Annotated in this window: 19 protein-coding genes; 12 read left to right on the plus strand and 7 right to left on the minus strand. The window is 73.2% G+C overall.

Annotated features, from left to right (window positions below; translation table 11 throughout):
• The first annotated feature begins 60 nt into the window (after nucleotides 1-60).
• From ACWCV9_RS29025 to ACWCV9_RS29050, 6 genes are all read left to right on the plus strand, one after another.
• Nucleotides 61-900, plus strand: coding sequence for a winged helix-turn-helix domain-containing protein (locus ACWCV9_RS29025; protein WP_450791101.1), 840 nt, complete (start codon nucleotides 61-63; stop codon nucleotides 898-900).
• 95 nt (nucleotides 901-995) lie between these two features.
• Entirely contained in the window at nucleotides 996-1,880 is an 885-nt protein-coding gene (locus ACWCV9_RS29030) for a winged helix-turn-helix domain-containing protein (protein ID WP_450790916.1), read from the plus strand.
• Nucleotides 1,877-2,602 (plus strand): HAD family hydrolase, encoded by a 726-nt coding sequence (locus ACWCV9_RS29035; RefSeq protein ID WP_450790917.1) that lies wholly within the window; start codon nucleotides 1,877-1,879, stop codon nucleotides 2,600-2,602. The genes ACWCV9_RS29030 and ACWCV9_RS29035 overlap by 4 nt, the downstream gene beginning before the upstream one ends.
• A gap of 137 nt (nucleotides 2,603-2,739) precedes the next feature.
• A complete protein-coding gene (locus tag ACWCV9_RS29040) occupies nucleotides 2,740-4,989 on the plus strand; it encodes a phosphotransferase family protein (RefSeq protein ID WP_450790919.1) in 2,250 nt (749 codons plus the stop codon).
• Nucleotides 4,990-4,998: 9 nt separating this feature from the next.
• Nucleotides 4,999-5,613 carry a TetR family transcriptional regulator gene (locus ACWCV9_RS29045; RefSeq protein WP_450790921.1) on the plus strand — a complete coding sequence of 205 codons (615 nt, stop codon included), beginning with the start codon at nucleotides 4,999-5,001 and terminating at the stop codon, nucleotides 5,611-5,613.
• Nucleotides 5,614-5,693: 80 nt separating this feature from the next.
• On the plus strand, nucleotides 5,694-7,742 hold the full coding sequence (locus ACWCV9_RS29050; RefSeq protein ID WP_450790923.1) for a HelD family protein: 2,049 nt from the start codon (nucleotides 5,694-5,696) through the stop codon (nucleotides 7,740-7,742).
• A 10-nt stretch (nucleotides 7,743-7,752) separates the two neighbouring features.
• On the opposite strand, the gene ACWCV9_RS29055 is transcribed toward ACWCV9_RS29050, so the two are convergent.
• Complete coding sequence (locus ACWCV9_RS29055) at nucleotides 7,753-10,116, minus strand: ATP-binding cassette domain-containing protein (protein WP_450790925.1); 2,364 nt, start codon at nucleotides 10,114-10,116, stop codon at nucleotides 7,753-7,755.
• Nucleotides 10,117-10,278: 162 nt separating this feature from the next.
• On the opposite strand from ACWCV9_RS29055, the gene ACWCV9_RS29060 reads away from it, so the two are divergent.
• The 3 genes from ACWCV9_RS29060 to ACWCV9_RS29070 all read left to right on the plus strand — a co-directional run bounded on the left by ACWCV9_RS29060 (nucleotide 10,279) and on the right by ACWCV9_RS29070 (nucleotide 11,899).
• Complete coding sequence (locus ACWCV9_RS29060) at nucleotides 10,279-10,752, plus strand: helix-turn-helix domain-containing protein (RefSeq protein ID WP_450790927.1); 474 nt, start codon at nucleotides 10,279-10,281, stop codon at nucleotides 10,750-10,752.
• An 81-nt stretch (nucleotides 10,753-10,833) separates the two neighbouring features.
• Complete coding sequence (locus ACWCV9_RS29065) at nucleotides 10,834-11,427, plus strand: hypothetical protein (RefSeq protein WP_450790929.1); 594 nt, start codon at nucleotides 10,834-10,836, stop codon at nucleotides 11,425-11,427.
• Nucleotides 11,428-11,551: 124 nt separating this feature from the next.
• The gene (locus tag ACWCV9_RS29070) at nucleotides 11,552-11,899 is read left to right on the plus strand and encodes a DUF2516 family protein (protein ID WP_385845692.1); all 348 of its coding nucleotides are present in this window, start codon (nucleotides 11,552-11,554) and stop codon (nucleotides 11,897-11,899) included.
• Between the two features lie 34 nt (nucleotides 11,900-11,933).
• Here ACWCV9_RS29070 and ACWCV9_RS29075 read toward each other — a convergent pair whose 3' ends face one another.
• From ACWCV9_RS29075 to ACWCV9_RS29085, 3 genes are all read right to left on the minus strand, one after another.
• Complete coding sequence (locus ACWCV9_RS29075) at nucleotides 11,934-13,235, minus strand: PP2C family protein-serine/threonine phosphatase (protein ID WP_450790931.1); 1,302 nt, start codon at nucleotides 13,233-13,235, stop codon at nucleotides 11,934-11,936.
• A 281-nt stretch (nucleotides 13,236-13,516) separates the two neighbouring features.
• Complete coding sequence (locus ACWCV9_RS29080; RefSeq protein ID WP_450790933.1) at nucleotides 13,517-14,596, minus strand: NlpC/P60 family protein; 1,080 nt, start codon at nucleotides 14,594-14,596, stop codon at nucleotides 13,517-13,519.
• A gap of 162 nt (nucleotides 14,597-14,758) precedes the next feature.
• Entirely contained in the window at nucleotides 14,759-15,577 is an 819-nt protein-coding gene (locus ACWCV9_RS29085; protein ID WP_450790935.1) for a class I SAM-dependent methyltransferase, read from the minus strand.
• 161 nt (nucleotides 15,578-15,738) lie between these two features.
• Between ACWCV9_RS29085 and mshA the strand changes: the two genes are divergently transcribed.
• Both mshA and ACWCV9_RS29095 read left to right on the plus strand, forming a co-directional pair.
• Entirely contained in the window at nucleotides 15,739-17,076 is a 1,338-nt protein-coding gene (gene mshA / locus ACWCV9_RS29090; protein WP_450790937.1) for a D-inositol-3-phosphate glycosyltransferase, read from the plus strand.
• On the plus strand, nucleotides 17,069-17,572 hold the full coding sequence (locus tag ACWCV9_RS29095; RefSeq protein ID WP_450790939.1) for a YbjN domain-containing protein: 504 nt from the start codon (nucleotides 17,069-17,071) through the stop codon (nucleotides 17,570-17,572). Before mshA ends, ACWCV9_RS29095 begins: the two co-directional genes overlap by 8 nt.
• On the opposite strand, the gene ACWCV9_RS29100 is transcribed toward ACWCV9_RS29095, so the two are convergent.
• Nucleotides 17,541-18,365 (minus strand): AraC family transcriptional regulator, encoded by an 825-nt coding sequence (locus ACWCV9_RS29100; protein WP_450790941.1) that lies wholly within the window; start codon nucleotides 18,363-18,365, stop codon nucleotides 17,541-17,543. The genes ACWCV9_RS29095 and ACWCV9_RS29100 overlap by 32 nt on opposite strands.
• A 49-nt stretch (nucleotides 18,366-18,414) precedes the next feature.
• Here ACWCV9_RS29100 and ACWCV9_RS29105 point away from each other — a divergent pair, with 49 nt between their 5' ends.
• Nucleotides 18,415-18,840, plus strand: coding sequence for a DUF2000 family protein (locus ACWCV9_RS29105; protein WP_450790943.1), 426 nt, complete (start codon nucleotides 18,415-18,417; stop codon nucleotides 18,838-18,840).
• A 22-nt stretch (nucleotides 18,841-18,862) separates the two neighbouring features.
• Here ACWCV9_RS29105 and ACWCV9_RS29110 read toward each other — a convergent pair whose 3' ends face one another.
• Nucleotides 18,863-19,336: a carboxymuconolactone decarboxylase family protein gene (locus ACWCV9_RS29110; RefSeq protein WP_450790945.1), complete on the minus strand. Its 474-nt coding sequence runs from the start codon at nucleotides 19,334-19,336 to the stop codon at nucleotides 18,863-18,865.
• Nucleotides 19,337-19,484: 148 nt separating this feature from the next.
• Entirely contained in the window at nucleotides 19,485-20,090 is a 606-nt protein-coding gene (locus tag ACWCV9_RS29115) for a hypothetical protein (RefSeq protein WP_450790947.1), read from the minus strand.
• Between the last annotated feature and the right edge of the window lie 47 nt (nucleotides 20,091-20,137).

Genomic DNA, 20,137 nt, shown 5'->3' on the forward strand with positions numbered 1-20,137 from the left:
ACCGTTCTCTCTGTGGACCCGGAGCAGAGGTCACAGCAGACCCGGCCGTCCCCCCGTCGGATAGCCGATGAACTGCGCCACCGGATCCGGTCCGGTGTGCTGCGGCCGGGACAGCGCATGCCCACCCAGGCCGAGCTGGCCGGCGAGTTCGGCGTCGAGCGCGGTGCCATACGGCAGGCGTTGCGCATCCTCCAGTCGGAGCGGCTGCTCACCAATGTTTCCAAGGGCAGCCCCGCCACCGTGGCTCCGGTGCCGGGGGCCGGGCCGGTCGTGGACGCGGCCGCGCTGGCGCCACAGCCGACCTTGGCGGCCCTCGCGCCCCGGATGGCGGCGGCCTTCGCCGTGCCGCACGTCCGGATCGACGCGCTCTGCCTCACCTCCGTCTCGCTCACCCTTGCGATCGGAGAGCCGCTCCGGATGATCCACGCGGGGGAGCTGAAACCGGCCAAGATCGAGGTCCGGGTGCTGCTCCCGAGCCGGGACATCGCCCTGGCCTTCCCGGCACCGGTGGCCGCCGACGACGGCGGTCTGCTGCACCGGCGCTGGCTGGCCCAGCGCAACGCCCAGGGCCTGGTGCTGCGGGAGAACCTGCTGGCGCTGCGCACCACGCACGGCATCGACGTGCGGGTCTCCTTCCGCGCGCTGCCGTTCACCCCGCCGGTCAAGCTGTATCTGCTCAACGACTCCGAGGCGCTGTTCGCGTACTACACGCTCCGGCGCCACGAGCGGGAGATCGAGGACGAGCGGGTGGAGCTGTACGACGCCGACGGCACCCGGTCGGTGCTGTTCCCGTTCGAGGAGCCGGCCGGGCAGCGGGACGCGGTGTTCGTGGCCCAGTCGCGGCTGTGGTTCGAGGCGCTGTGGGGGACGATCAGCTCGGATCTGGTGCTCGCGTCCTGACGCGGTGAACCAACTCGGGCCGACTTGGTCGACGTTGCCGGTGTTCACGAACAACTTCCCGACAACTGCCCTCAGATGGAGCAGAGTTGTAGCGTTTGGTTGTGACCCACGACCACGCGGCAGTGAACGGCAGCAGAAGGCGCACGCCCGAGGAGATCGCCGGCGCCCTGCGCGAGCGCATCCGCAGCGGTGTCCTCCGTCCGGGTGAACGGCTGCCGACCCAGGCCGAGCTGGCCGAGGAGTTCGGCGTGGAGCGCGGCACGGTCCGCCAGGCCCTGCGGGCACTCCAGCAGGACGGGCTGCTCAGCGGGGTCACCAAGGGCAGCCCGCCGCGGATCGCCGCGCCGCCGGCCGCCCGGGAGGAGCCCCAGCCCACCATGGTGGCCCTCGCACCCCGGCTGACCGAGGCCTTCGCGGCCCCGCAGGTGCGCATCGACGCCGTGTGCCTCACCGCGCAGAGCCTGATCCCCGCGCTCGGTGAGCCGCTGCGCCTGATCCACGAGGGCCGGCTGCGTCCCGAGCGGATCGACGCCCGGGTGCTGCTGCCGTCCCGGGACATCAACCTGGCCTTCCCGGTCTCGGTCGACGCGGGCAGCGCCGAGGACGACGCCGTGCACCAGCGCTGGCTGGCCATGCGCAACGCCCAGGGGCAGGTGCTCCAGTACAACCTCCAGGCGCTGCGCGCCACCCACGACATCGACGTGCACGTCACCTTCCGGGCGCTGCCGTTCACCCCGCCGGTGAAGCTGTATCTGCTCAACGGGTCCGAAGCGCTGTTCGGCTACTACAAGATCGAGCGCCGTGCGGAGCCGACCGACGGCGGCACGCTGGAGATGTACGACGCGCTCGGCTCGGAGTCGCTGCTGTTCTCCTTCGAGCGTCGGGCCGGGCAGCGGGACGCGGCGTTCGTGGAGCAGTCGCAGAACTGGTTCGACGCCCTCTGGGAAACCATCACCACGGACCTGACACTCTCCTCGTGACTTCTGATGTGCAGGAGATAGAGAAGCTTCGTGGACTGATCACCTCTGCCCGTTTCGTGCTGTGGGACTTCGACGGGCCGATCTGCCGGCTGTTCGCCCGGCACAAGGCGGAACGGATCGCCGCCGACCTGGTGGCCTGGCTGGAGCGGCAGGGGCTGCGCGGGCTGCTCAGCGAGGCCGAGCGCCGGACGCTGGACCCGCAGGTCGTGCTGCGCGCGGTGGGCCGCCGGCGGCCGGGCAGCGACCTGGTCACCGGGCTGGAGGAGCGGCTCACCCAGGAGGAGCTGAAGGCCGCCGCCTCCGCGCTGCCCACCGCCTACGCCGACCCGCTCATCCGCACCTGGACGGCGGTCGGCGCCCGGCTGGCCGTCACCACCAACAACTCCGCCCGGGTGGTCCGCAGCTACCTCGAGGGCCGCGGCCTGGCCGGCTGTTTCACCCCGCACCTGTACGGCCGTACCGAGCAGCTGCACCACCTGAAGCCGGACCCGCACTGCCTCGTCCGGGCGCTGAACGCGATGGGCGCCGCCCCCGCGGCCGCACTGATGATCGGGGACGCGACGACCGACCTGCTCGCGGCCCGGAAGGCGGAGGTGCCCTTCCTCGGCTACGCCCGCGACGAGGCGAAGGAGCAGGTCCTGCGGGCGGCCGGCGCCGAACACGTCGTACGGTCGCTGGAGCCGCTGCTGACGGTGCTCCGGAGCGGGCGCGCGGTCGGCTAGCATGCGGACACACCCGACACAGCCGACACAGCCGGCAGGTTCGAGTCACCGCTCGGAGCCCCGGATACGGCCCTGTGTCCGGCACCACTCCTTGCCGGGCTGACCTTCTTTTTCGCGCGATCGACCCGGAGCAGCCAGTGGGCGCACCGTCCGTCCCCCGTGCCGCGGCCGGGGCCCCCCGCGGCGACCGGACGGCTGCCGCCGTCCGGGAGTTCGTGGCCCACGCCCTGGCCGGGGGCGGGGTGCGCGGCGGCCTCCACCACCGCAACCACGTCGTCCCGCTCACCGAGCCGGCGGCCGGGCTGCTGGGGCGGGCCGCCGGCACCCGGGTGATGGTGCGGGTGCCGCGCGCGGACGTGCCGCCGGTGGTGATCCGGACCTGGCCGGCCGAACCGGAGATCCTGCGGGCGGTCGGCCGGGTGCTGCCCCGGGTGCCGGAGTGCCTGGCCGCGGGCGAGGGCTACGCCGTCCACAGCTTCGTGGACGGGGACGTACTCGCCGAGGTCTGCCCGCCCGGCGAACCCGTCCCCGGCCCGCTGCTCCGGGACCTCGCCGGGCTGCTCGCCGCCCTCACCCCGGTGCGCGGCGGCGCGCTGCCGCCCCGGCCGGCCGACTGGCCCCGCCACCACACCGACTCCCAGGGTTTTCTGCGCACCCTCGCGCACCTCGCCGACCAGCAGATCCGGCGGCCCAACTGGCGCCGCTACGGCGGCCTGTTCACCGCGCTCGGCGTGCCCGAGGACGCCCTGACCCGGTTCGCCGACCGGGTCCCGGCGCTGACCCGGCGGCCGTACGGCCTGTTCCACGGCGATCTGCACCGCGGCAACCTGGTGCTGCCGTACGACGGCGGTCCGCCGCTCGCCGTGGACTGGGAACTGGCCGGATACGGCGACCCGTTGCACGACCTCGCCGTCCACCTGGTGCGCATGCGCTACCCCGACCACCAGTGGACCGAGGTGACCGACGCCTGGGCGGACGCGGTGCGCCGGGTGCGGCCCGCGGCCGCGGCCGGGCTGGGCAAGGACCTGCGCCACTACGTCGCGTTCGAGCACGCGCAGTCCCTCTACGCCGACGTCGTCCGGGCCGTACGGTCGCTGGAGGACTCCGCGGACGCGTTCGACCAGGCCCGCGTGGAACGGGCGACCACGGCCGTGCGGGCCGCCCTGCGCCGCGCCGCCGAGCCGCTGGGCCTCGGCCGGGTGCCGGAGGCCGGCGAGATCGAGCGGATCCTGTTCCGGCGGGGCGCCTCGGCCGCCGTCCGCAGGCCGAGCTGCCGGGCGGCCCGGGCCCTCGGCTGGACCCCGGACGGACGCGTCCCCGAACACCCCCGCTTCCCGCACCCGGCCGTCGCCGACGCGCTGTTCCTGGAGGGCGCCGCCCCCGCCGACCGGGTCTTCAAGGGCGCCGCGCACCTCAACACCGTGCTGCGGGTGCCCGGCACCGGTTTCCCCGTCGTCGTCCGCCGCGAGCTGACCGTACGGCTGCGCCGGGAGCGGGGCTTCCTCAGCGAACACGCCGTTCTGCGGGCGATCGAGCGGTCCGGGGTGGAGGTGGCCGCGCCCCGGGTGCTGGCGCTGGGCACGAGCCACGCCGTACGGCCCGGCCACCGCTACCGCGGCGACCGGTTCGCCGTGCACACCTACGAGGGCGCCCGCGACCTCGGCCGGCGGCCGCGGCACCCGGTGGACGGGCTGCTGCCGCACGAGGCCGACTGCCTGGTCGACCAGCTGGCCGCGCTCACCGGGGTCGACCACGCGCAGATCGACCCGGTGGCCGGCCGGCCCGGCTGCTCCTTCTACGGCTGGCTCAGCGAGCAGCTGGTGGCGCTGGTCGCGGGCCTGCCCAAGGAGTCCCAGCAGCTGGCCCGGCTGCTCGGCCTGCCCGACGCGCCCCGGCTGCGCGAGATCCTCGCCCGGCACCGGGTCACCGAGCGCGACCCGGCCCTGCTGCACGGCGACCTCAACCCGTGGAACCTGGTCCGCCGCGACGACGGTCCGGCGCTCACCCTCATCGACTGGGAGATGGCCCTGGTCGGCGACCCGCTGTACGAGCTGGTCCGGCACATGCACCTCACCCCGACCCGGCCGGAGATCCGGGACCGGATGTTCCGCCGCTGGGAGGCCCGGCTGCCGGAGCGGTTCACCCGCCAGTGGCGGGAGGACTGGCGGGTGTACCGCTGGACCGAGATCGTCCGCTCCGCCTATGTCGACCTGGACCGGCTGGTCACCGGGGTGAGTCTGGACGCGCCGAACGTGCGCCGCGCGCTGGACTCGTACGCCATGACGCTGGCCGCGGCGACCGCCTCGCTCGGCCTGTCCGCCCGCAGGCGCGGCGGCCCCGGTCCGGCCTGGACCGTGGGCCCCGCCCGCCCCACCGGCACTGCGTAGGCTCGCCCCATGGCTGAGATGGGTCTGCGGGAGCGCAAGAAGCAGCGGATGTACCAGGAGGTGTCGGACACCGCCGTACGGCTGTTCCTGGAGCGGGGCTTCGACGCGGTGTCGGTGGCCGAGGTCGCGGCCGCGGCCGGGATCTCCAAGCCGACCCTCTTCCGGTACTTCCCGGCGAAGGAGGACCTGGTCCTGCACCGGATCGCCGACCACGAGACGGAGGCGGCGCGGGTGGTCTCCGGGGCGGCCGACCCGGTGGACGCGCTGCGCCGGCACTTCCTGGCCGGGCTGGAGCGGCGCGACCCGGTCACGGGCCTGAACGACCATCCCGACGTGCTCGCCTTCCACCGCCTGCTGTACGGCACTCCGGCCCTGGTGGCTCGGGCGCACCGGCACCTGCGGCGGCAGGAGGAGGCCCTTGCGGAGGCCCTCGGCGGGGGGCTGGACGCCCGGCTGGCGGCGGGACAGATGATCGCCGTGCAGCGGATCCTCGCGGAGGAGAACTGGCGGCGGATCGCGGCGGGGGAGCAGGTGGCGGAGGTGGCACCGGATGCGGTCCGGGCTGCGGAGCGGGCGTTCGGGCGGCTGAAGCGGGGGCTGCCGGAGCTGGGGTCCGGTCGCTGAGACGCGGCCACTGAGGCGGGGTTTAACCGAGACTCGGTTAAAAACGTAACTCGGTAACGCTATGGCGGTAGGCTGGCGCCATGACGGCACTCGACCCCACCCCCGGCCCCGCCCTCACCGACACCCTGCACACCGAGCGCGCCCACCACGACGCCTGCCGCGCCGCTCTCGCCGCGATGGTCGAGGGCGCCGCCGAACAGGTCGTCTCCGGCGAGGACGTCTCCGCCTCCGGCGCCGACGCCGAGGTGCTCGGCTACCAGTTGCGCAGCCGGGCCAAGGCGATGCGCGAACTGCCGCCCGGCCCGCTCTTCTTCGGCCGCCTGGACTTCGCCGCCGACCACCCCGCGCACGGCGGGCAGAGCTACCACGTCGGGCGGCTGCGGATCACCGAGGACCCGGCCGCCCCACCCCTCGTGATCGACTGGCGGGCCCCCGTCTCCCGCGCCTTCTACCAGGCCAGCGCCCGTCATCCACAGGGTGTGGACGTCCGCCGCCGGTTCGGCTGGGCGCCCGGCACCCAGGGCGACTCCGCCGACCTCACCGGCCTGGAGGACGAGCACCTGGGCCGGGGCGAGTCCCGGACCAGCGACATCGTCGCCCGCGAGATCGAACGGCCGCGCGTCGGACCGATGCGGGACATCGCCGCCACCATCCAGCCCGACCAGGACGACCTCGTCCGGGCCGCCCTCACCGACTCCGTCTGCGTCCAGGGCGCCCCCGGCACCGGCAAGACCGCCGTCGGCCTGCACCGCGCCGCCTACCTGCTCTACACCCACCGCAAGCGCCTGGACCGGGCCGGGCTGCTCGTCCTCGGCCCCAACCGCACCTTCCTGACCTACATCGCCCAGGTACTGCCCGCCCTCGGCGAGACGGACCGGGCCGTCAGGCAGTCCACCCTCCTGGAGGAGATCGCCTCCCACCCAGCCACCGGCACCGACCCCCAGGAGACGGCCGCGCTCAAGCACGACCCCCGGATGGCCGAGGTGCTGCGCCGCGCGCTGTACGCGCGGGTGACCCCCGACGGCGTGACCGACCTGGTGGTGCCCGACGGCAGCTACCGCTGGCGGGTGCCCGCCGGCCGGCTCGCCGCGATCGTCGCCGAGGTCCGCGCGGAGGAACCGCCGTACGCCGTCGGCCGCGAGCGGGTGCGCACCCGGGTGGTGGCGCTCCTGCGCGAGCAGGCCGAGCGGCGCTCCGGGGTACGGCCCGCCGCCTGGGTGCGCCGCATGGAACACGCGCGGCCGCTCACCGCCCACCTCGACGCGGTCTGGCCGAAGGTCCGCCCCGAGGAGGTCCTCCCCGGGCTCCTCGGCGACGCCGAAACCCTGGCCCGGGCGGCCGGGGGCCTGCTGGACCCCGCCGAGCAGGCCGCCCTGCTCTGGCCGCGCCCGCCGCGCTCCTTCAAGTCGGCCCGCTGGTCGGCCGCCGACCTGGTCCTCCTGGACGAACTCGGCGGGCTGATCGAACACCCCGAGGGGTACGGCCACATCGTCGTCGACGAGGCGCAGGACCTGTCGCCCATGGAGTGCCGGGCCATCGCCCGCCGGGCCGCCTTCGGCTCCCTGACCGTCCTCGGCGACCTCGCCCAGGGCACCACCCCCTGGGCCGCCCGCGACTGGTCCGTCCAGCTGCGCCACCTCGGCAAGCCGGACGCGGCGGTGGTCCCGCTCACCACCGGCTTCCGGGTGCCGGCGGCGGTCCTCGCCCTCGCCAACCGGCTGCTGCCCCGGCTGGGGGTGGCCGTCCCGGCGGCCCACTCCCTGCGCGCGGACGGGGAGTTGCGCGTCCGCGCGACCGACGACCTCCTCGCGACGACGGTCACCGCCGTCACCGAGGCCCTCGCCCGCGAAGGGTCCGTCGGGGTCGTCACCGCGGACGCGGACCTGGACCGGGTCCGGCGGGCCCTCGCCGCGGCAGGCCTCTCCCCGGCCGGACCGGACCGCCTCGGCGCCCGGCTGACGGTCGTACCGGCGAGCATGGTGAAGGGACTCGAGTACGACCATGTGGTCGCCGTGGAACCGGCGGCGGTCGCGGAGGCCGAGGAGCGGGGCGCGCACCGGCTGTACGTGGTGCTGACCCGGGCGGTGTCGAGGCTGGACGTGGTGCACGAACGGCCGCTGCCGTTCTGAGCGGGCGGCGCTAGCGGACGTACTCCGCCAGGTGCTCCGCCGTCAGCGTGGACCGTGCGGCGATCAGGTCCGCCGGGGTGCCTTCGAAGACCACGCGGCCGCCGTCGTGTCCCGCGCCGGGGCCCAGGTCGATGATCCAGTCGGCGTGGGCCATGACCGCCTGGTGGTGCTCGACGACGATCACCGACGTGCCGGAGTCGACCAACCGGTCCAGCAGGCCCAGGAGTTGCTCGACATCGGCGAGGTGCAGACCGGTCGTCGGCTCGTCCAGGACGTAGATCCCGCCCTTCTCGCCCATGTGCGTCGCCAGCTTCAGCCGCTGCCGCTCACCACCGGAGAGCGTGGTGAGCGGCTGGCCCAGGGTCAGGTAGCCGAGACCCACGTCGGCCAGCCGGCCGAGGATCCGGTGCGCGGCCGGGGTGCGCGCCTCACCGGTGCCGAAGAACTCCTCCGCCTCGGACACCGGCATCTGGAGCACCTCGCTGATGTTCCGCCCCGCGAGCTTGTACTCCAGCACCGACGCCTCGAACCGCCGCCCCTCGCACTCCTCGCAGGTGGTGGCGACCCCGGCCATCATCGCCAGGTCGGTGTAGACGACCCCGGCGCCGTTGCAGGTGGGGCAGGCGCCCTCGGAGTTGGCGCTGAACAGGGCCGGCTTGACGCCGTTGGCCTTGGCGAACGCCTTGCGGATCGGTTCGAGCAGCCCGGTGTAGGTCGCCGGGTTGCTGCGCCGGGAGCCGCGGATCGGGGCCTGGTCCACCGAGACCACCCCCGCGCCGGCCGGGATCGACCCGTGCACCAGCGAACTCTTGCCGGACCCGGCGACGCCGGTGACGACGGTCAGCACGCCGAGCGGGATGTCGACGTCGACGTCCTGGAGGTTGTGCGTGTTCGCCCCGCGGATCTCCAGCGCGCCGGTGGCCTTGCGCACGGTCTCCTTCACCTTCGCCCGGTCGTCCAGATGGCGCCCGGTGAGGGTGCCGCCCGCGCGCAGCCCGGCCACGGTCCCCTCGAAGCAGATGGTGCCGCCCGCCGCGCCGGCGCCGGGGCCGAGGTCGACGACATGGTCGGCGATGGCGATCACCTCGGGCTTGTGCTCCACCACGAGCACGGTGTTGCCCTTGTCCCGCAGGCGCAGCAGCAGCTTGTTCATCCGCTGGATGTCGTGCGGGTGCAGACCGGCGGTGGGCTCGTCGAAGACATAGGTGACATCGGTGAGCGAGGAGCCGAGGTGCCGGACCATCTTCACCCGCTGCGCCTCACCGCCCGACAGGGTGCCCGCGGGCCGGTCCAGCGAGAGATAGCCGAGGCCGATCTCCACGAACGAGTCGAGGGTGTGCCGCAGCGAGTCGAGCAGCGGCGCGACCGACGGCTCGTCCAGGCCGCCGACCCAGGCGGCCAGGTCGCTGATCTGCATCGCGCACGCGTCGGCGATGCTGATCCCCTTGATCTTGGACGACCGGGCCGTCTCGCTGAGCCGGGTGCCCGCGCAGTCGGGGCAGGTGGTGAAGGTGACCGCCCGGTCCACGAACTCCCGGATGTGCGGCTGCATCCCCTCCCGGTCCTTGGCGAGCATCGACTTCTGGATCCGCGGGATCAGCCCCTCGTACGTCATGTTGATGCCCGCGATCTTCATCCGGGTCGGCTCGCGGTGCAGGAAGTCGGCCAGTTCCCGCTGGGTGAAGTCGCGGATCGGCTTGTCCGGGCCGTACAGCCCGGACTCGACGTACAGCCGGTAGTTCCAGCCGCCGGACTTGTACCCGGGGATGGTGAGCGCACCCTCGTTCAGGGACTTGGAGTCGTCGTAGAGCTGGGTGAGGTCGATGTCGGTGACCGTGCCCCGGCCCTCGCAGCGCGGGCACATCCCGCCGAGGATGCTGAAGCTGCGCCGCTCCTTGACGGTCCGGCCGGCCCGCTCCACGGTGACCGCGCCCGCGCCGCTGATCGAGGCGACGTTGAAGGAGAACGCCTTGGGCGAGCCGATGTGCGGGGTGCCGAGCCGGCTGAAGAGGATGCGCAGCATCGCGCCCGCGTCGGTGGCGGTGCCGACCGTGGAGCGCGGGTCGGCGCCCATCCGCTGCTGGTCCACGATGATCGCGGTGGTCAGTCCGTCCAGCACGTCGACGTCGGGCCGGGCGAGCGTGGGCATGAAGCCCTGTACGAAGGCGCTGTACGTCTCGTTGATCAGCCGCTGCGACTCGGCGGCGATGGTGTCGAACACCAGCGAGCTCTTGCCCGAGCCGGACACCCCGGTGAACACCGTCAGCCGGCGCTTGGGGATCTCGACGCTGACGTCCTTGAGGTTGTTCTCCCGGGCGCCGTGCACCCGGATCAGGTCGTGGCGGTCGGCGGCGTGCGGTGCGGTGACGTCCATGGCGGCCAACCTAGCGGCGCGCGGTGCCGGGCGCTTCTCCGTTCCTGACCGATCCGTTCACGGGAGGGGCGCCGTTCACGGGAGGAGCGCAACACGAGGGTCGCGACACTCTTGCAAGCAGGGTGCTTGCAATTGTTAGCGCGAGTGCGGCAAGGTGGGGACATGGCATCGCTGAACGTCGGCAATCTCGGTGAGTACCTGCGCGAGCAGCGGCGGACCGCCCAGCTCTCGCTGCGGCAGCTCGCCGATGCCGCCGGGGTGTCCAATCCGTATCTGAGCCAGATCGAGCGCGGGCTGCGCAAGCCCAGCGCGGAGGTGCTCCAGCAGGTCGCCAAGGCCCTGCGCATCTCCGCCGAGACGTTGTACGTCCGCGCCGGCATCCTCGACGCCGAGCGGGACCGGGAAGAGGTGGAGACCCGGGCGGTCATCCTCGCCGATCCCTCGCTGAACGAGCGGCAGAAGCAGGTGCTGCTCCAGATCTACGAGTCGTTCCGCAAGGAGAACGGATTCGGGGTCGGCGAGCCCGCCGCGGACGGGGACGGCATGGCGGACGCGGAGCGGGAACCCGACGGCACCGGCACACCCCGTGCCGAGGGCGGCGATGCCGATGCGAGTCCGCGGCGGACGGCCGGATAAGAGCCGGACCAGGGCTCCGGACGCACCACCGCGGACCACACCCACCTCAGCCGAACGCGAATCCGGGAGGACCAGATCACGATGGCCATCACCGACGACCTGCGCAAGACCCTCAGCGACCCGACTCCGCTCTACTTCGCCGCCGGCACCGCCGACCTCGCCCTCCAGCAGGCCAAGAAGGTGCCCGCGCTGGTCGAGCAGCTGCGCACCGAGGCCCCGGCCCGTATCGACAAGGTGCGCAACACCGACCCGAAGGCCGTGCAGGAGAAGGCCACGGCGCGGGCCAAGGAGGCGCAGGAGACGCTCCAGACCAAGGTGAACGAGTTCTTCGGCCTCCTCGACGGGGACCTGAAGAAGCTGGGCGAGCAGGCCCAGGACTTCGCGCTGCGCGGGGTCGGCATCGCCGCCGAGTACGCGGTCAAGGCCCGCGAGACCTACGAGAAGGTCGCCGAGCGCGGCGAGCAGACCGTGAAGACCTGGCGCGGCGAGGCCGCCGAGGAGATCGAGGAGCTGGCGATCGTCGTCGAGGGCAAGCCCGAGCCGGTCGAGGTCCGGGAGGAGCACCCGGCGGCCGACGCCTCCGCCGAGGCCGGCGCGGAGAAGCCCGCGGCGAAGAAGACCCCGGCCGCCCGCAAGGCCACCCCCGCGAAGAAGACGACCCCGCCGGCCAAGTGAGCCGGACCGCCGTGGCAGGGCCGGGCCGGGCACCTTTGGGGTGTCCGGCCCGTTCTATGGGTACGGTGGCGTACGGACCGGCACACCGGTTCGCGGTGGAAGAGGACGGCGGGTGGTGGGCAGCATGCTGATGTTGGGCTTCGCGGGATTCCTGGGGATCCTGAAGATCATCCTCATGGCGCTGGCGGCGTTCGGCCTCGCCGATGCCGCGTTCCGCCGCGAGGACGCCTTCCGCGCCGCCGACAAGCAGAACAAGGTCTTCTGGCTGATCATCCTCGGCATCGCGCTGATCGTCAGCTACCTGTTCTCGATCCTGTCGATCCTGCCGATCGCGGGCGTGGTCGCCAGCATCGTCTACATCGTCGACGTCCGCCCCGCCCTCAAGCAGGTCTCCGGCGGCGGCAGAGGCTGGGGCCGCGGCCGCGGCAGCAGCAGCGACGGCCCGTACGGCCCGTGGAACGGCGGGCGCTAGCCCCTTCCGGGCCCGCCCCCTGCTCGCGAGATCCTTACGGCGCCCGGTCCAGGAGGACCACGGCGACGTCGTCGGTCAGTTCGCCGCCGTTGAGGTCCCGCACCTCGTGGACGGCGGCGCGCAGCAGCTCCTCGCCGCGCAGGCCCTCGCCCAGCTGCCGGCGGATCAGCTCCACCATGCCGTCCTGGCCGAGCCGATCACCGCCGGCCCCGACCCGGCCCTCGATCAGTCCGTCGGTGTAGAGCATCAGGCTCCACTCGGCGCCCAGCTCCACCTGCATCCGCGGCCAGCGGGCGCCGGGCAGCAGGCCGAGGGCGGGGCCGTTGTTGTCGTAGGGGAGCAGCGTGGCCGGGCGGCCGGGCCGGGCGAGCAGCGGCGCCGGGTGACCGGCCAGGCACAGGCCCGCGCTGCGTCCGTCGGGCGCGATGTCCACCGTGCACAGCGTCGCGAAGATCTCCTCGTCCGAGCGCTCGTGCTCCAGCACCTCCTGGAGCGTGCCCAGCAGCTCGTCCCCGCTCAGCCCGGCCAGGGTCAGCGCGCGCCAGGCGATGCGCAGCTCCACGCCGAGCGCGGCCTCGTCCGGGCCGTGCCCGCACACATCGCCGATCATGGCGTGCACGGTGCCGTCGGGGGTGCGGACCGCGTCGTAGAAGTCGCCGCCGAGCAGGGCCCGGGAGCGGCCCGGGCGGTAGCGGGCGGCGAAGCGCAGCGAGGAGCCCTCCAGCAGCGGGGTGGGCAGCAGACCGCGTTCCAGCCGGCGGTTCTCCTGCGCGCGCAGCCGGCCCTCGGCGAGGCGTCGCTCGGCCGTGTCGGATCGTTTCCGCTCCACGGCGTAGCGGATGGCGCGGCTGAGCAGCCGGCCGTCCAGTTCGTCGCGGAAGAGGTAGTCCTGGGCGCCGACGCGCACGGCCTCGGCGCCGCGCTCGGCGTCCGCGGAGGCGGTCAGCGCGAGCACGGCGTGCCGGGGCGCGAGCCGCAGCACGTGCTTGAGCACGGCCAGCTCGTCCTCGGTGCCGCTGTTGCCGGGCGCCGGGAGCGCCAGGTCCAGCAGGATGCAGTGGACGTCGTCGGTGAGCAGCCGCTCGGCCTCGGTGAGGTTGCGGGCCGTGCGGACCCGGATCGGCTTGCCGGCCGAGTCCAGCAGGTCGGGCACGATCGGCGAACCGGCCGGATCGTCCTCGATCAGCAGCAGGGTGAGAGTGGCGCCGGTGCCGCCGGTGGCGGTGGCGTCGCGGTGGGCCTCTTCCTTGAGGGGGCCGCCGACTGCGGAGGCGGCCTCAGCCTGACCACTCTCCACGGCCGGGATCGCTCTCTGCCGCGGTACGGGTACGGGCATTGTCTTGGATTCCTTCCCTCCCCCCGAGGGCACGGCGGCGTCGAGGGGTCTCGAGCCACCGACGGGTGACCATAGCGGGTGTCTCCACCCCGATGGAATGGTGTGAGCCGCGTCGCCTCGGCGCAGGCTGCCGTCATATGCCGCGTTCCGTAGCGCAGTTGGACACCTCGGCGGACCGTCCGGGATGACGAAGCTCACGTCCTGGGCGGGTTTGTGCGGGCGTTGGCCGTGGAGTGGGTCACATGACCTGTGTCACCGGGCAGATGGTGATCCGTCCCGGCTCAGGCGTCCGGCCGTACGACGCCCAGGATCGGCATGGAACCGGCGCCCGCGATCGTCACCGTGCGCCCCGGGCGGGGGGCCTGGATGATCGCGCCGTCGCCGATGTAGAGGGCGACATGGCTGGCGTCGGAGAAGTAGATGATGAGGTCGCCGGGGCGCATGTCCTTGATGTCGATGTGCTTGAGCTGCCGCCACTGCTCCTGCGAGGTGCGCGGGATGGGATGGCCGGCGGCGGCCCAGGCCTGGGAGGTCAGGCCCGAGCAGTCGTAGGCGCGCGGGCCCTGGGCGCCCCACACGTACGGCTTGCCGATCTGGGCGCCGGCGAAGGCGACGGCCTTCTCGCCCTGCGCGGAGGCCTTGCCGTGGATCTTCTTGAGGATGCCGGTGTCCAGCCAGGCGGCCTGCGCCTTCTGCGCGGCCTGCTCCTCCAGCTGGGCCAGCCGGTCCTTCTCCTTCTGCTGGAGCTGCGACTCCAGCTTCTTGGCGTCGGCGATCCGGCGCTGGATGCGCTTCTTGGCGGCGGCCTTGGCCTCGCGGTCGGCGTCCAGCTTCTTCCACTCGGCCGCGGCGGCGTCGGCGTACCCCTGCAAGGTCTTCTGGGTGCCGGTGAGTTCGCCGATCAGGTGGTTCGCCGCCTGCTGTCCCTGGAGGACCAGTCCGGCGCCGTCCAGGACCTGTTCCGGGTCGTCGCTGAGCAGGAACTCGGCGGTGGGGGACACCCCGCCGGTGCGGTACTGCTCGCGGGCCGCGGCGCCCGCCTGGTTCTTCAGCTTGGCCAGCCGCTGCTGCCCCTGGTCGATCTTCCTGGCCAGCGCGACGATCGCGGCGGACTGCTTCTTCGCCTTCTCCTCGGCGGCGTTGTAGGCGTCGGTGGCGACGGCCGCCTCGTGGTACAGCTTGTCGAGCTTGGCGCGGACCTGTTCGAGCCCGGAGTCCGTGGCGGTCGAGGGGGCCGGGCTCGGCGTGCTGCTCGGCGTCGGCACCGGAGCCGCGAAGGCCGTACCGGGTGCCGCCAGGACGGTCACCGCGCAGACCACGGTCAGAGCGGCCGTGAGCAGACCGCGCTTCCCCGAACCCATACGTCGCCCCCAACTGATTTACCGTCAGTAACTTGCGGCTTGTCTGGGGGATCGTGCCACGACTGACCGCAAATCGACAGGGGGCATAGGTGATCTCGGCTGGGTGGTGCCGGTACTGGTCCGGAACCCGGCGGGATGATCTCAGCGGCGAGGGCGGTGATCTCAGCGGCGCGGCGCCAACGCCTCCCACGTGACCGTCACTTCGCCCTGGCGCCAGCGCGCCGGGCGGTCCGTCACCGGCCAGTCCGTGGTGAGGGCGTGGATGGTGCGGAGCCAGCGTTGGCGGGCGCCGTAGGAGGCGTAGGGGGAGGCGGCGGACCAGGCGCGGTCGAAGTCGCGCAGGAAGGCGTGCACCGGCTCGCCCGGCACGTTCCGGTGGATCAGCGCCTTCGGCAGCCGCTCGGCGAGGTCCGAGGGGCGTTCCAGGGAGCCCAGCCGGGTCGCGAAGGTGACGGTCCGGGGTCCCTCCGGGCCGAGCGCGACCCAGACGTGCCGTCGCCCGATCTCGTCGCACGTGCCCTCGACCAGCAGCCCGCCGCGCGAGCCCGCGCCCGCCGGGGCGAGCCGCGCGCACAGCCGCTCCCAGACCGCGGCGACCTGGTCCTCGTCGTACTGCCGCAGCACATTGGCGGCCCGGATGAGCAGCGGCCGGCCGGGCACCGGCACCTCGAAGCCGCCGTGCCGGAAGGCCAGGCCCTCGCGCTCGTACGGCCGGGCCGCGGCTACCCGCTCCGGCTCGATCTCGATGCCGACCACGCGCGCGCGGGGGGCGACGGTACGCAGCCGGCCGAGCAGCTCCACGGCGGTCCAGGGCGCGGCGCCGTAGCCGAGGTCGACGGCCAGCGGATCGGCGGCGCGGCGCAGCTCGGCGCCGTGCACGGCCGCGATCCAGCGGTCCATGCGGCGCAGCCGGTTGGGGTTGGTGGTCCCGCGGGTCACCGTTCCCACGACGGGGGTGCGGGTCGCTGCGCGGGCTTTCATGCGTACGAGGGTAAGGGCCGCCGGGGCGGCAGCGCGGCTCGGGTAATGATTGGGTAAAGCCGATTGATCGGGGAAGGGCGGGCCCGCATCCGCTGTTGCATCCCCTGGAGGGCGCGGTCGGTCCTCTGTGTCGGCATGTCCGCAGCAAGGAGGATCGCCACGTGAGCCAGTACGTCAGCAGGCTCGGGCGCCGCTCCCCGGCGGCCACCCCCCGCCTGCGACTGCTTCGCAGGCCCCGCCGGGTCGCCATGCTCTCCGTGCACACCTCCCCGCTCCACCAGCCCGGCACGGGCGACGCCGGCGGCATGAACGTCTACATCGTGGAGCTGGCCCAGCGGCTGGCCGCGATCAACATCGAGGTCGAGATCTTCACCCGGGCCACGGCGGGCGGCCTGCCCCCCTCCGTCGAACTCTCCCCCGGCGTGCTCGTCCGGCACGTCGACGCGGGCCCCTACGAGGGGCTGGCCAAGGAGGACCTCCCGGCCCAGCTGTGCGCCTTCACGCACGGCGTGATGCAGGCCTGGGCCGGCCACCGCCCCGGCTACTACGACCTGGTCCACTCCCACTACTGGCTCTCCGGCCACGTCGGCTGGCTCGCCGCCCAGCGCTGGGGCGTCCCGCTCGTGCACGCCATGCACACCATGGCCAAGGTCAAGAACGCCAACCTGGCCGACGGCGACACCCCCGAGCCGGCCGCCCGGGTCATCGGCGAGACCCAGATCGTGGCCGCCGCCGACCGGCTGATCGCCAACACGGACGAGGAGGCCGAGGAGCTGGTACGGCACTACTCCGCGGACCCCTCGAAGGTCGCCGTCGTCCACCCCGGCGTGAACCTCGACCGCTTCCGCCCCGCCGACGGCCGCGCCGCCGCCCGCGCCCGCCTCGACCTGCCCCAGGACGCCCTGATCCCGCTCTTCGCCGGCCGTATACAGCCCCTGAAGGCCCCGGACGTGCTGCTGCGCGCGGTCGCCGTGCTGCTGGACCAGCGCCCCGAGCTGCGCCGCCGTATCGTCGTCCCGGTCGTCGGCGGACCGAGCGGCAGCGGGCTCGCCAAGCCGGAGGGGCTCCAGAAGCTCGCCGCCCGGCTGGGCATCGCCGATGTCGTACGGTTCCGCCCGCCGGTCGGCCAGGAGCAGCTCGCCGACTGGTTCCGGGCCGCGTCCGTGCTGGTCATGCCGTCGTACAGCGAGTCCTTCGGGCTGGTCGCGATCGAGGCGCAGGCGACCGGCACCCCGGTGCTCGCGGCCTCCGTCGGCGGACTGCCGGTCGCCGTGCGCGACGGCGCCACCGGCTTCCTCGTCCAGGGCCACGACCCCGCCGACTACGCGCGCGTGCTGGGCCGGTTCGCCGACGACCCGGCCCTGTCCACCGTCATGGGCGAGGCCGCCGCCCGGCACGCCCAGTCCTTCGGCTGGGACACCGCGGCCGCCGCCACCGCAGACGTCTACACGGCCGCGACCCACTCCCACCGCCGTCGCGTACGCTCCCACCATGGGTGATGCGCAGAAGGCGGCCGGACAGGTCCTGGAGGAGGTCTTCGGGGAGGCCGGACTCGACTGGGAGAGCCCCGAGCCCGGCAGCTACGTGGTCAAGCTGCCCGGCACCCACAAACTCTCCACCACCGTCTCCTTCCTAGTGGGCCGCCACTCCCTCTCCCTGAACGCCTTCGTCGTCCGCCACCCCGACGAGAACGAGCCGGCCGTGCACCGCTGGCTCCTGGAGCGCAACCTCCGGCTGTACGGCGTGAGTTACGCCGTCGACCAGCTGGGCGACGTCTACCTCACCGCCCGCATGGCCCTCTCCGCCGTCACCCCCGAGGAGATCGACCGCCTCCTCGGCCAGGTCCTGGAGGCGGCCGACGGCGCCTTCAACACCCTCCTGGAACTGGGCTTCGCCTCCGCCATCCGCAAGGAGTACGCGTGGCGGGTCTCCCGCGGGGAGTCCACCCGGAACCTGGAAGCCTTCAGCCACCTGCTGGAACGCCCGGCGGACTGACCCCGCCGCGGCCGTACCGGCCCGGGGTCACCCCGACCAGGCGCTTGAAGTGCCGGGTGAGATGGGCCTGGTCGTAGAACCCGGTGGCGGCGGCCGCCGCGCCCGGCGACGTCCCGGCCAGCAGCAGCCGGCGGGCCCGCCCGATCCGCCGTGACATCAGGTACTGGTGCGGGGCGATGCCGTACGCGCCGCTGAACGCCCGCACCAGATGGGCCGGATGGGCGTGCAGCAGCCGGGCGGCCTCCTCCAGCGGTACGCCGTCCACCACCCGGGCGTCCAGCAACTCCCGCAGCCGGCGCGCGAGTCCGGGGTCCCGGCGCGGGTGCGGCACCTCGGGCCGCCCCCGCAGATGGTCCCGCAGCCGCTCCCCGACCAGGGTCAGCCGGCTGGCCGCCTCCAGCTCCTCGCCGGGCCGGGCGAGCGCGGTGTGCAGCTGTCCCACCCGGCGCCGCAGCAGCGGGTCCCGCAGCTCGGGACCGTCCACGGCGGCCCCGATCAGCTCCTCGCCCAGCGTGCTGGTGTCCAGGTAGACGACCCGCTTGCGGAAACCGCCCGGGGTGGCGGGGGAGCCGTTGTGCGGCACGTGCGGGGGCAGCAGGGTGACGGTGTCGTGCGGGGTGCCGTGCTCGTGCCGGTCGAGGTCGTACCGTACGGCGCCGTCGTCCACGATGAGCAGCGTCCAGGCGTCGTGGACGTGCATGGGGTAGGCGTACTCCGTGAAGCGGGCGTGGAAGACCTCCGTGACGCCCGGGACCCGGGGACGCCACGCGCTGACTTCCTGCCCGGCGGCCACGCAAAGAACGTACAAGACGACACGGCGGGCCGCCCGGCAGTCTCACTCCATGACCACGCAACCCGTTCGTTTCGACACGAAGATCGCCGTACTGCTGCGCGAGGACCTGGAGCCCTGGCAGCGGCTGAACGTCACCGCGTTCCTGGTGAGCGGCCTGGGCAGCCAGGTCCCCGAGGTGATCGGGGAGCCGTACAGGGACGCGGACGGCGTGGGGTACCTGCCGATGTTCCGGCAGCCCGTGCTGGTCCTGGAGGGCACCAAGGAGGTGCTGACGGCGGCGCACGGCAGGGCGCTGAGCCGTGCGCTGCCCCGCGCCGTCTTCACCGCGGACCTCTTCACGACGGGCAACGACGACGACAACCGGGCGGCCGTCCGCGCGGTCCCGACGGCCGACCTGGACCTGGTCGGGCTCGCGGTGTACGGCCCCAGGAACGGCGTCGACAAGATCCTCAAGGGCGCGCACCTGCACCCCTGAGCCCCGCGGGGACGGGCCCGGGTCAGCCGTGCATCCCCGGCCGGTAACCCCCGGCGGGCAGCCGGACCAGCACATTGACGCGGTTGTAGGTGTTGATCAGCGCGATCAGCCCGACCAGCCCGGCGAGCTGCTCCCCGTCGTAGTGCTTGGCGGCGTTGTCCCACACCTCGTCACTCACCCCGCCCGCCGCGTCGGCGATCCGGGTGCCCTCCTCGGCCAGCTCCAGCGCGGCCCGCTCCGCGTCGGTGAACACGGTGGCCTCCCGCCAGGCGGCGACCAGGAACAGCCGGGTCGGATCCTCCCCGGCGGCCAGGGCGTCCTTGGTGTGCATGTCGGTGCAGTACCCGCACCCATTGATCTGACTGGCCCGCAGCTTCACCAACTCCTGCGTCGCCTCCGGCACCCCGGCCTCCGCGAGGGCCTTCCCGGCGGAGTTGAGGTGCTTGAGGAACGTCCCGAGGACGGGGCTGGCGAAGAGATCGATACGAGCGTCCATGGCGTCTCCTCCGGTGTCGTACAGCGACGGCCCCCGCCGCCTCCACCTGTACGACGGCCGGGCCGGAGGAAATGTGACACCGGGGCATTGGCCACTGTCGAGCGGCCTCGGACGGCCCAGGGACGGCCCAGGCTCATACGGGACCCGCTCACCGGCGGGCGCCCCCGGCCATCTCCCTCCTCGCCCGGGCTCGGTCGAAGCACCACGCGCCCAGACCCACCAGTACGGCCGCCCCGAACCCGTATGCCGGCAGCCACAGGGTCGTCGTAGTCGACAGGCAGTCGGCAACAGCGTCATGGATCTTGATTTCCTGCGCGTGAGCCAAGGCGGCTCTGTCGCGACCGACCAGGTCGGCCAGCGCGGCCTCCGCTTGGAGGCCCTCGTACTTACCCACGTCAGGGCACTCGCGTCGAGTGCCCGGCATCGGAAACAACCACGCTGAGCGCTGTAGCGCGGGAGCCAGTGTGATCGCTACGCACAGGCCGACGACCAATGAAAACGCGGCCAGATTCCGCATGTACGCAGATCCAAGGCCGGGCGTCCATGTCGGCAGTCGGTAGAAGGAGAAGACCACCGCAAGAAGCGTCACCCCAAGGTAAGTGGACCACCACTGCCAGGAACCCTGCGCGAGTGCGGCCGTCAGCACGGCGGCGAGCGCAATGCCGATGACCCCTGGCTGACCGGGAGGAGTGTCATGGACCGCACCCATGGATGCCGATTGCCGGGCTCCTTGAGGTCCGGGGTGGTCGTCCATGGTCCCTCCTGCATGGTTCGGAGACCATCAGCATCGGGGCACAGTGC

It is taken from the genome of Streptomyces sp. NPDC001606, from assembly GCF_053596835.1.

Coding starts and splice junctions, on each gene's coding strand:
- ACWCV9_RS29045 (WP_450790921.1), top strand. CDS start 4,999: ATGGCTGAGATGGGTCTGCGGGAGCGCAAGAAGCAGCGGATGTACCAG.
- ACWCV9_RS29050 (WP_450790923.1), top strand. CDS start 5,694: ATGACGGCACTCGACCCCACCCCCGGCCCCGCCCTCACCGACACCCTG.
- ACWCV9_RS29055 (WP_450790925.1), bottom strand. CDS start 10,116: ATGGACGTCACCGCACCGCACGCCGCCGACCGCCACGACCTGATCCGG.
- ACWCV9_RS29060 (WP_450790927.1), top strand. CDS start 10,279: ATGGCATCGCTGAACGTCGGCAATCTCGGTGAGTACCTGCGCGAGCAG.
- ACWCV9_RS29065 (WP_450790929.1), top strand. CDS start 10,834: ATGGCCATCACCGACGACCTGCGCAAGACCCTCAGCGACCCGACTCCG.
- ACWCV9_RS29070 (WP_385845692.1), top strand. CDS start 11,552: ATGCTGATGTTGGGCTTCGCGGGATTCCTGGGGATCCTGAAGATCATC.
- ACWCV9_RS29075 (WP_450790931.1), bottom strand. CDS start 13,235: ATGCCCGTACCCGTACCGCGGCAGAGAGCGATCCCGGCCGTGGAGAGT.
- ACWCV9_RS29080 (WP_450790933.1), bottom strand. CDS start 14,596: ATGGGTTCGGGGAAGCGCGGTCTGCTCACGGCCGCTCTGACCGTGGTC.
- ACWCV9_RS29085 (WP_450790935.1), bottom strand. CDS start 15,577: ATGAAAGCCCGCGCAGCGACCCGCACCCCCGTCGTGGGAACGGTGACC.
- ACWCV9_RS29095 (WP_450790939.1), top strand. CDS start 17,069: ATGGGTGATGCGCAGAAGGCGGCCGGACAGGTCCTGGAGGAGGTCTTC.
- ACWCV9_RS29105 (WP_450790943.1), top strand. CDS start 18,415: ATGACCACGCAACCCGTTCGTTTCGACACGAAGATCGCCGTACTGCTG.
- ACWCV9_RS29110 (WP_450790945.1), bottom strand. CDS start 19,336: ATGGACGCTCGTATCGATCTCTTCGCCAGCCCCGTCCTCGGGACGTTC.
- ACWCV9_RS29115 (WP_450790947.1), bottom strand. CDS start 20,090: ATGGACGACCACCCCGGACCTCAAGGAGCCCGGCAATCGGCATCCATG.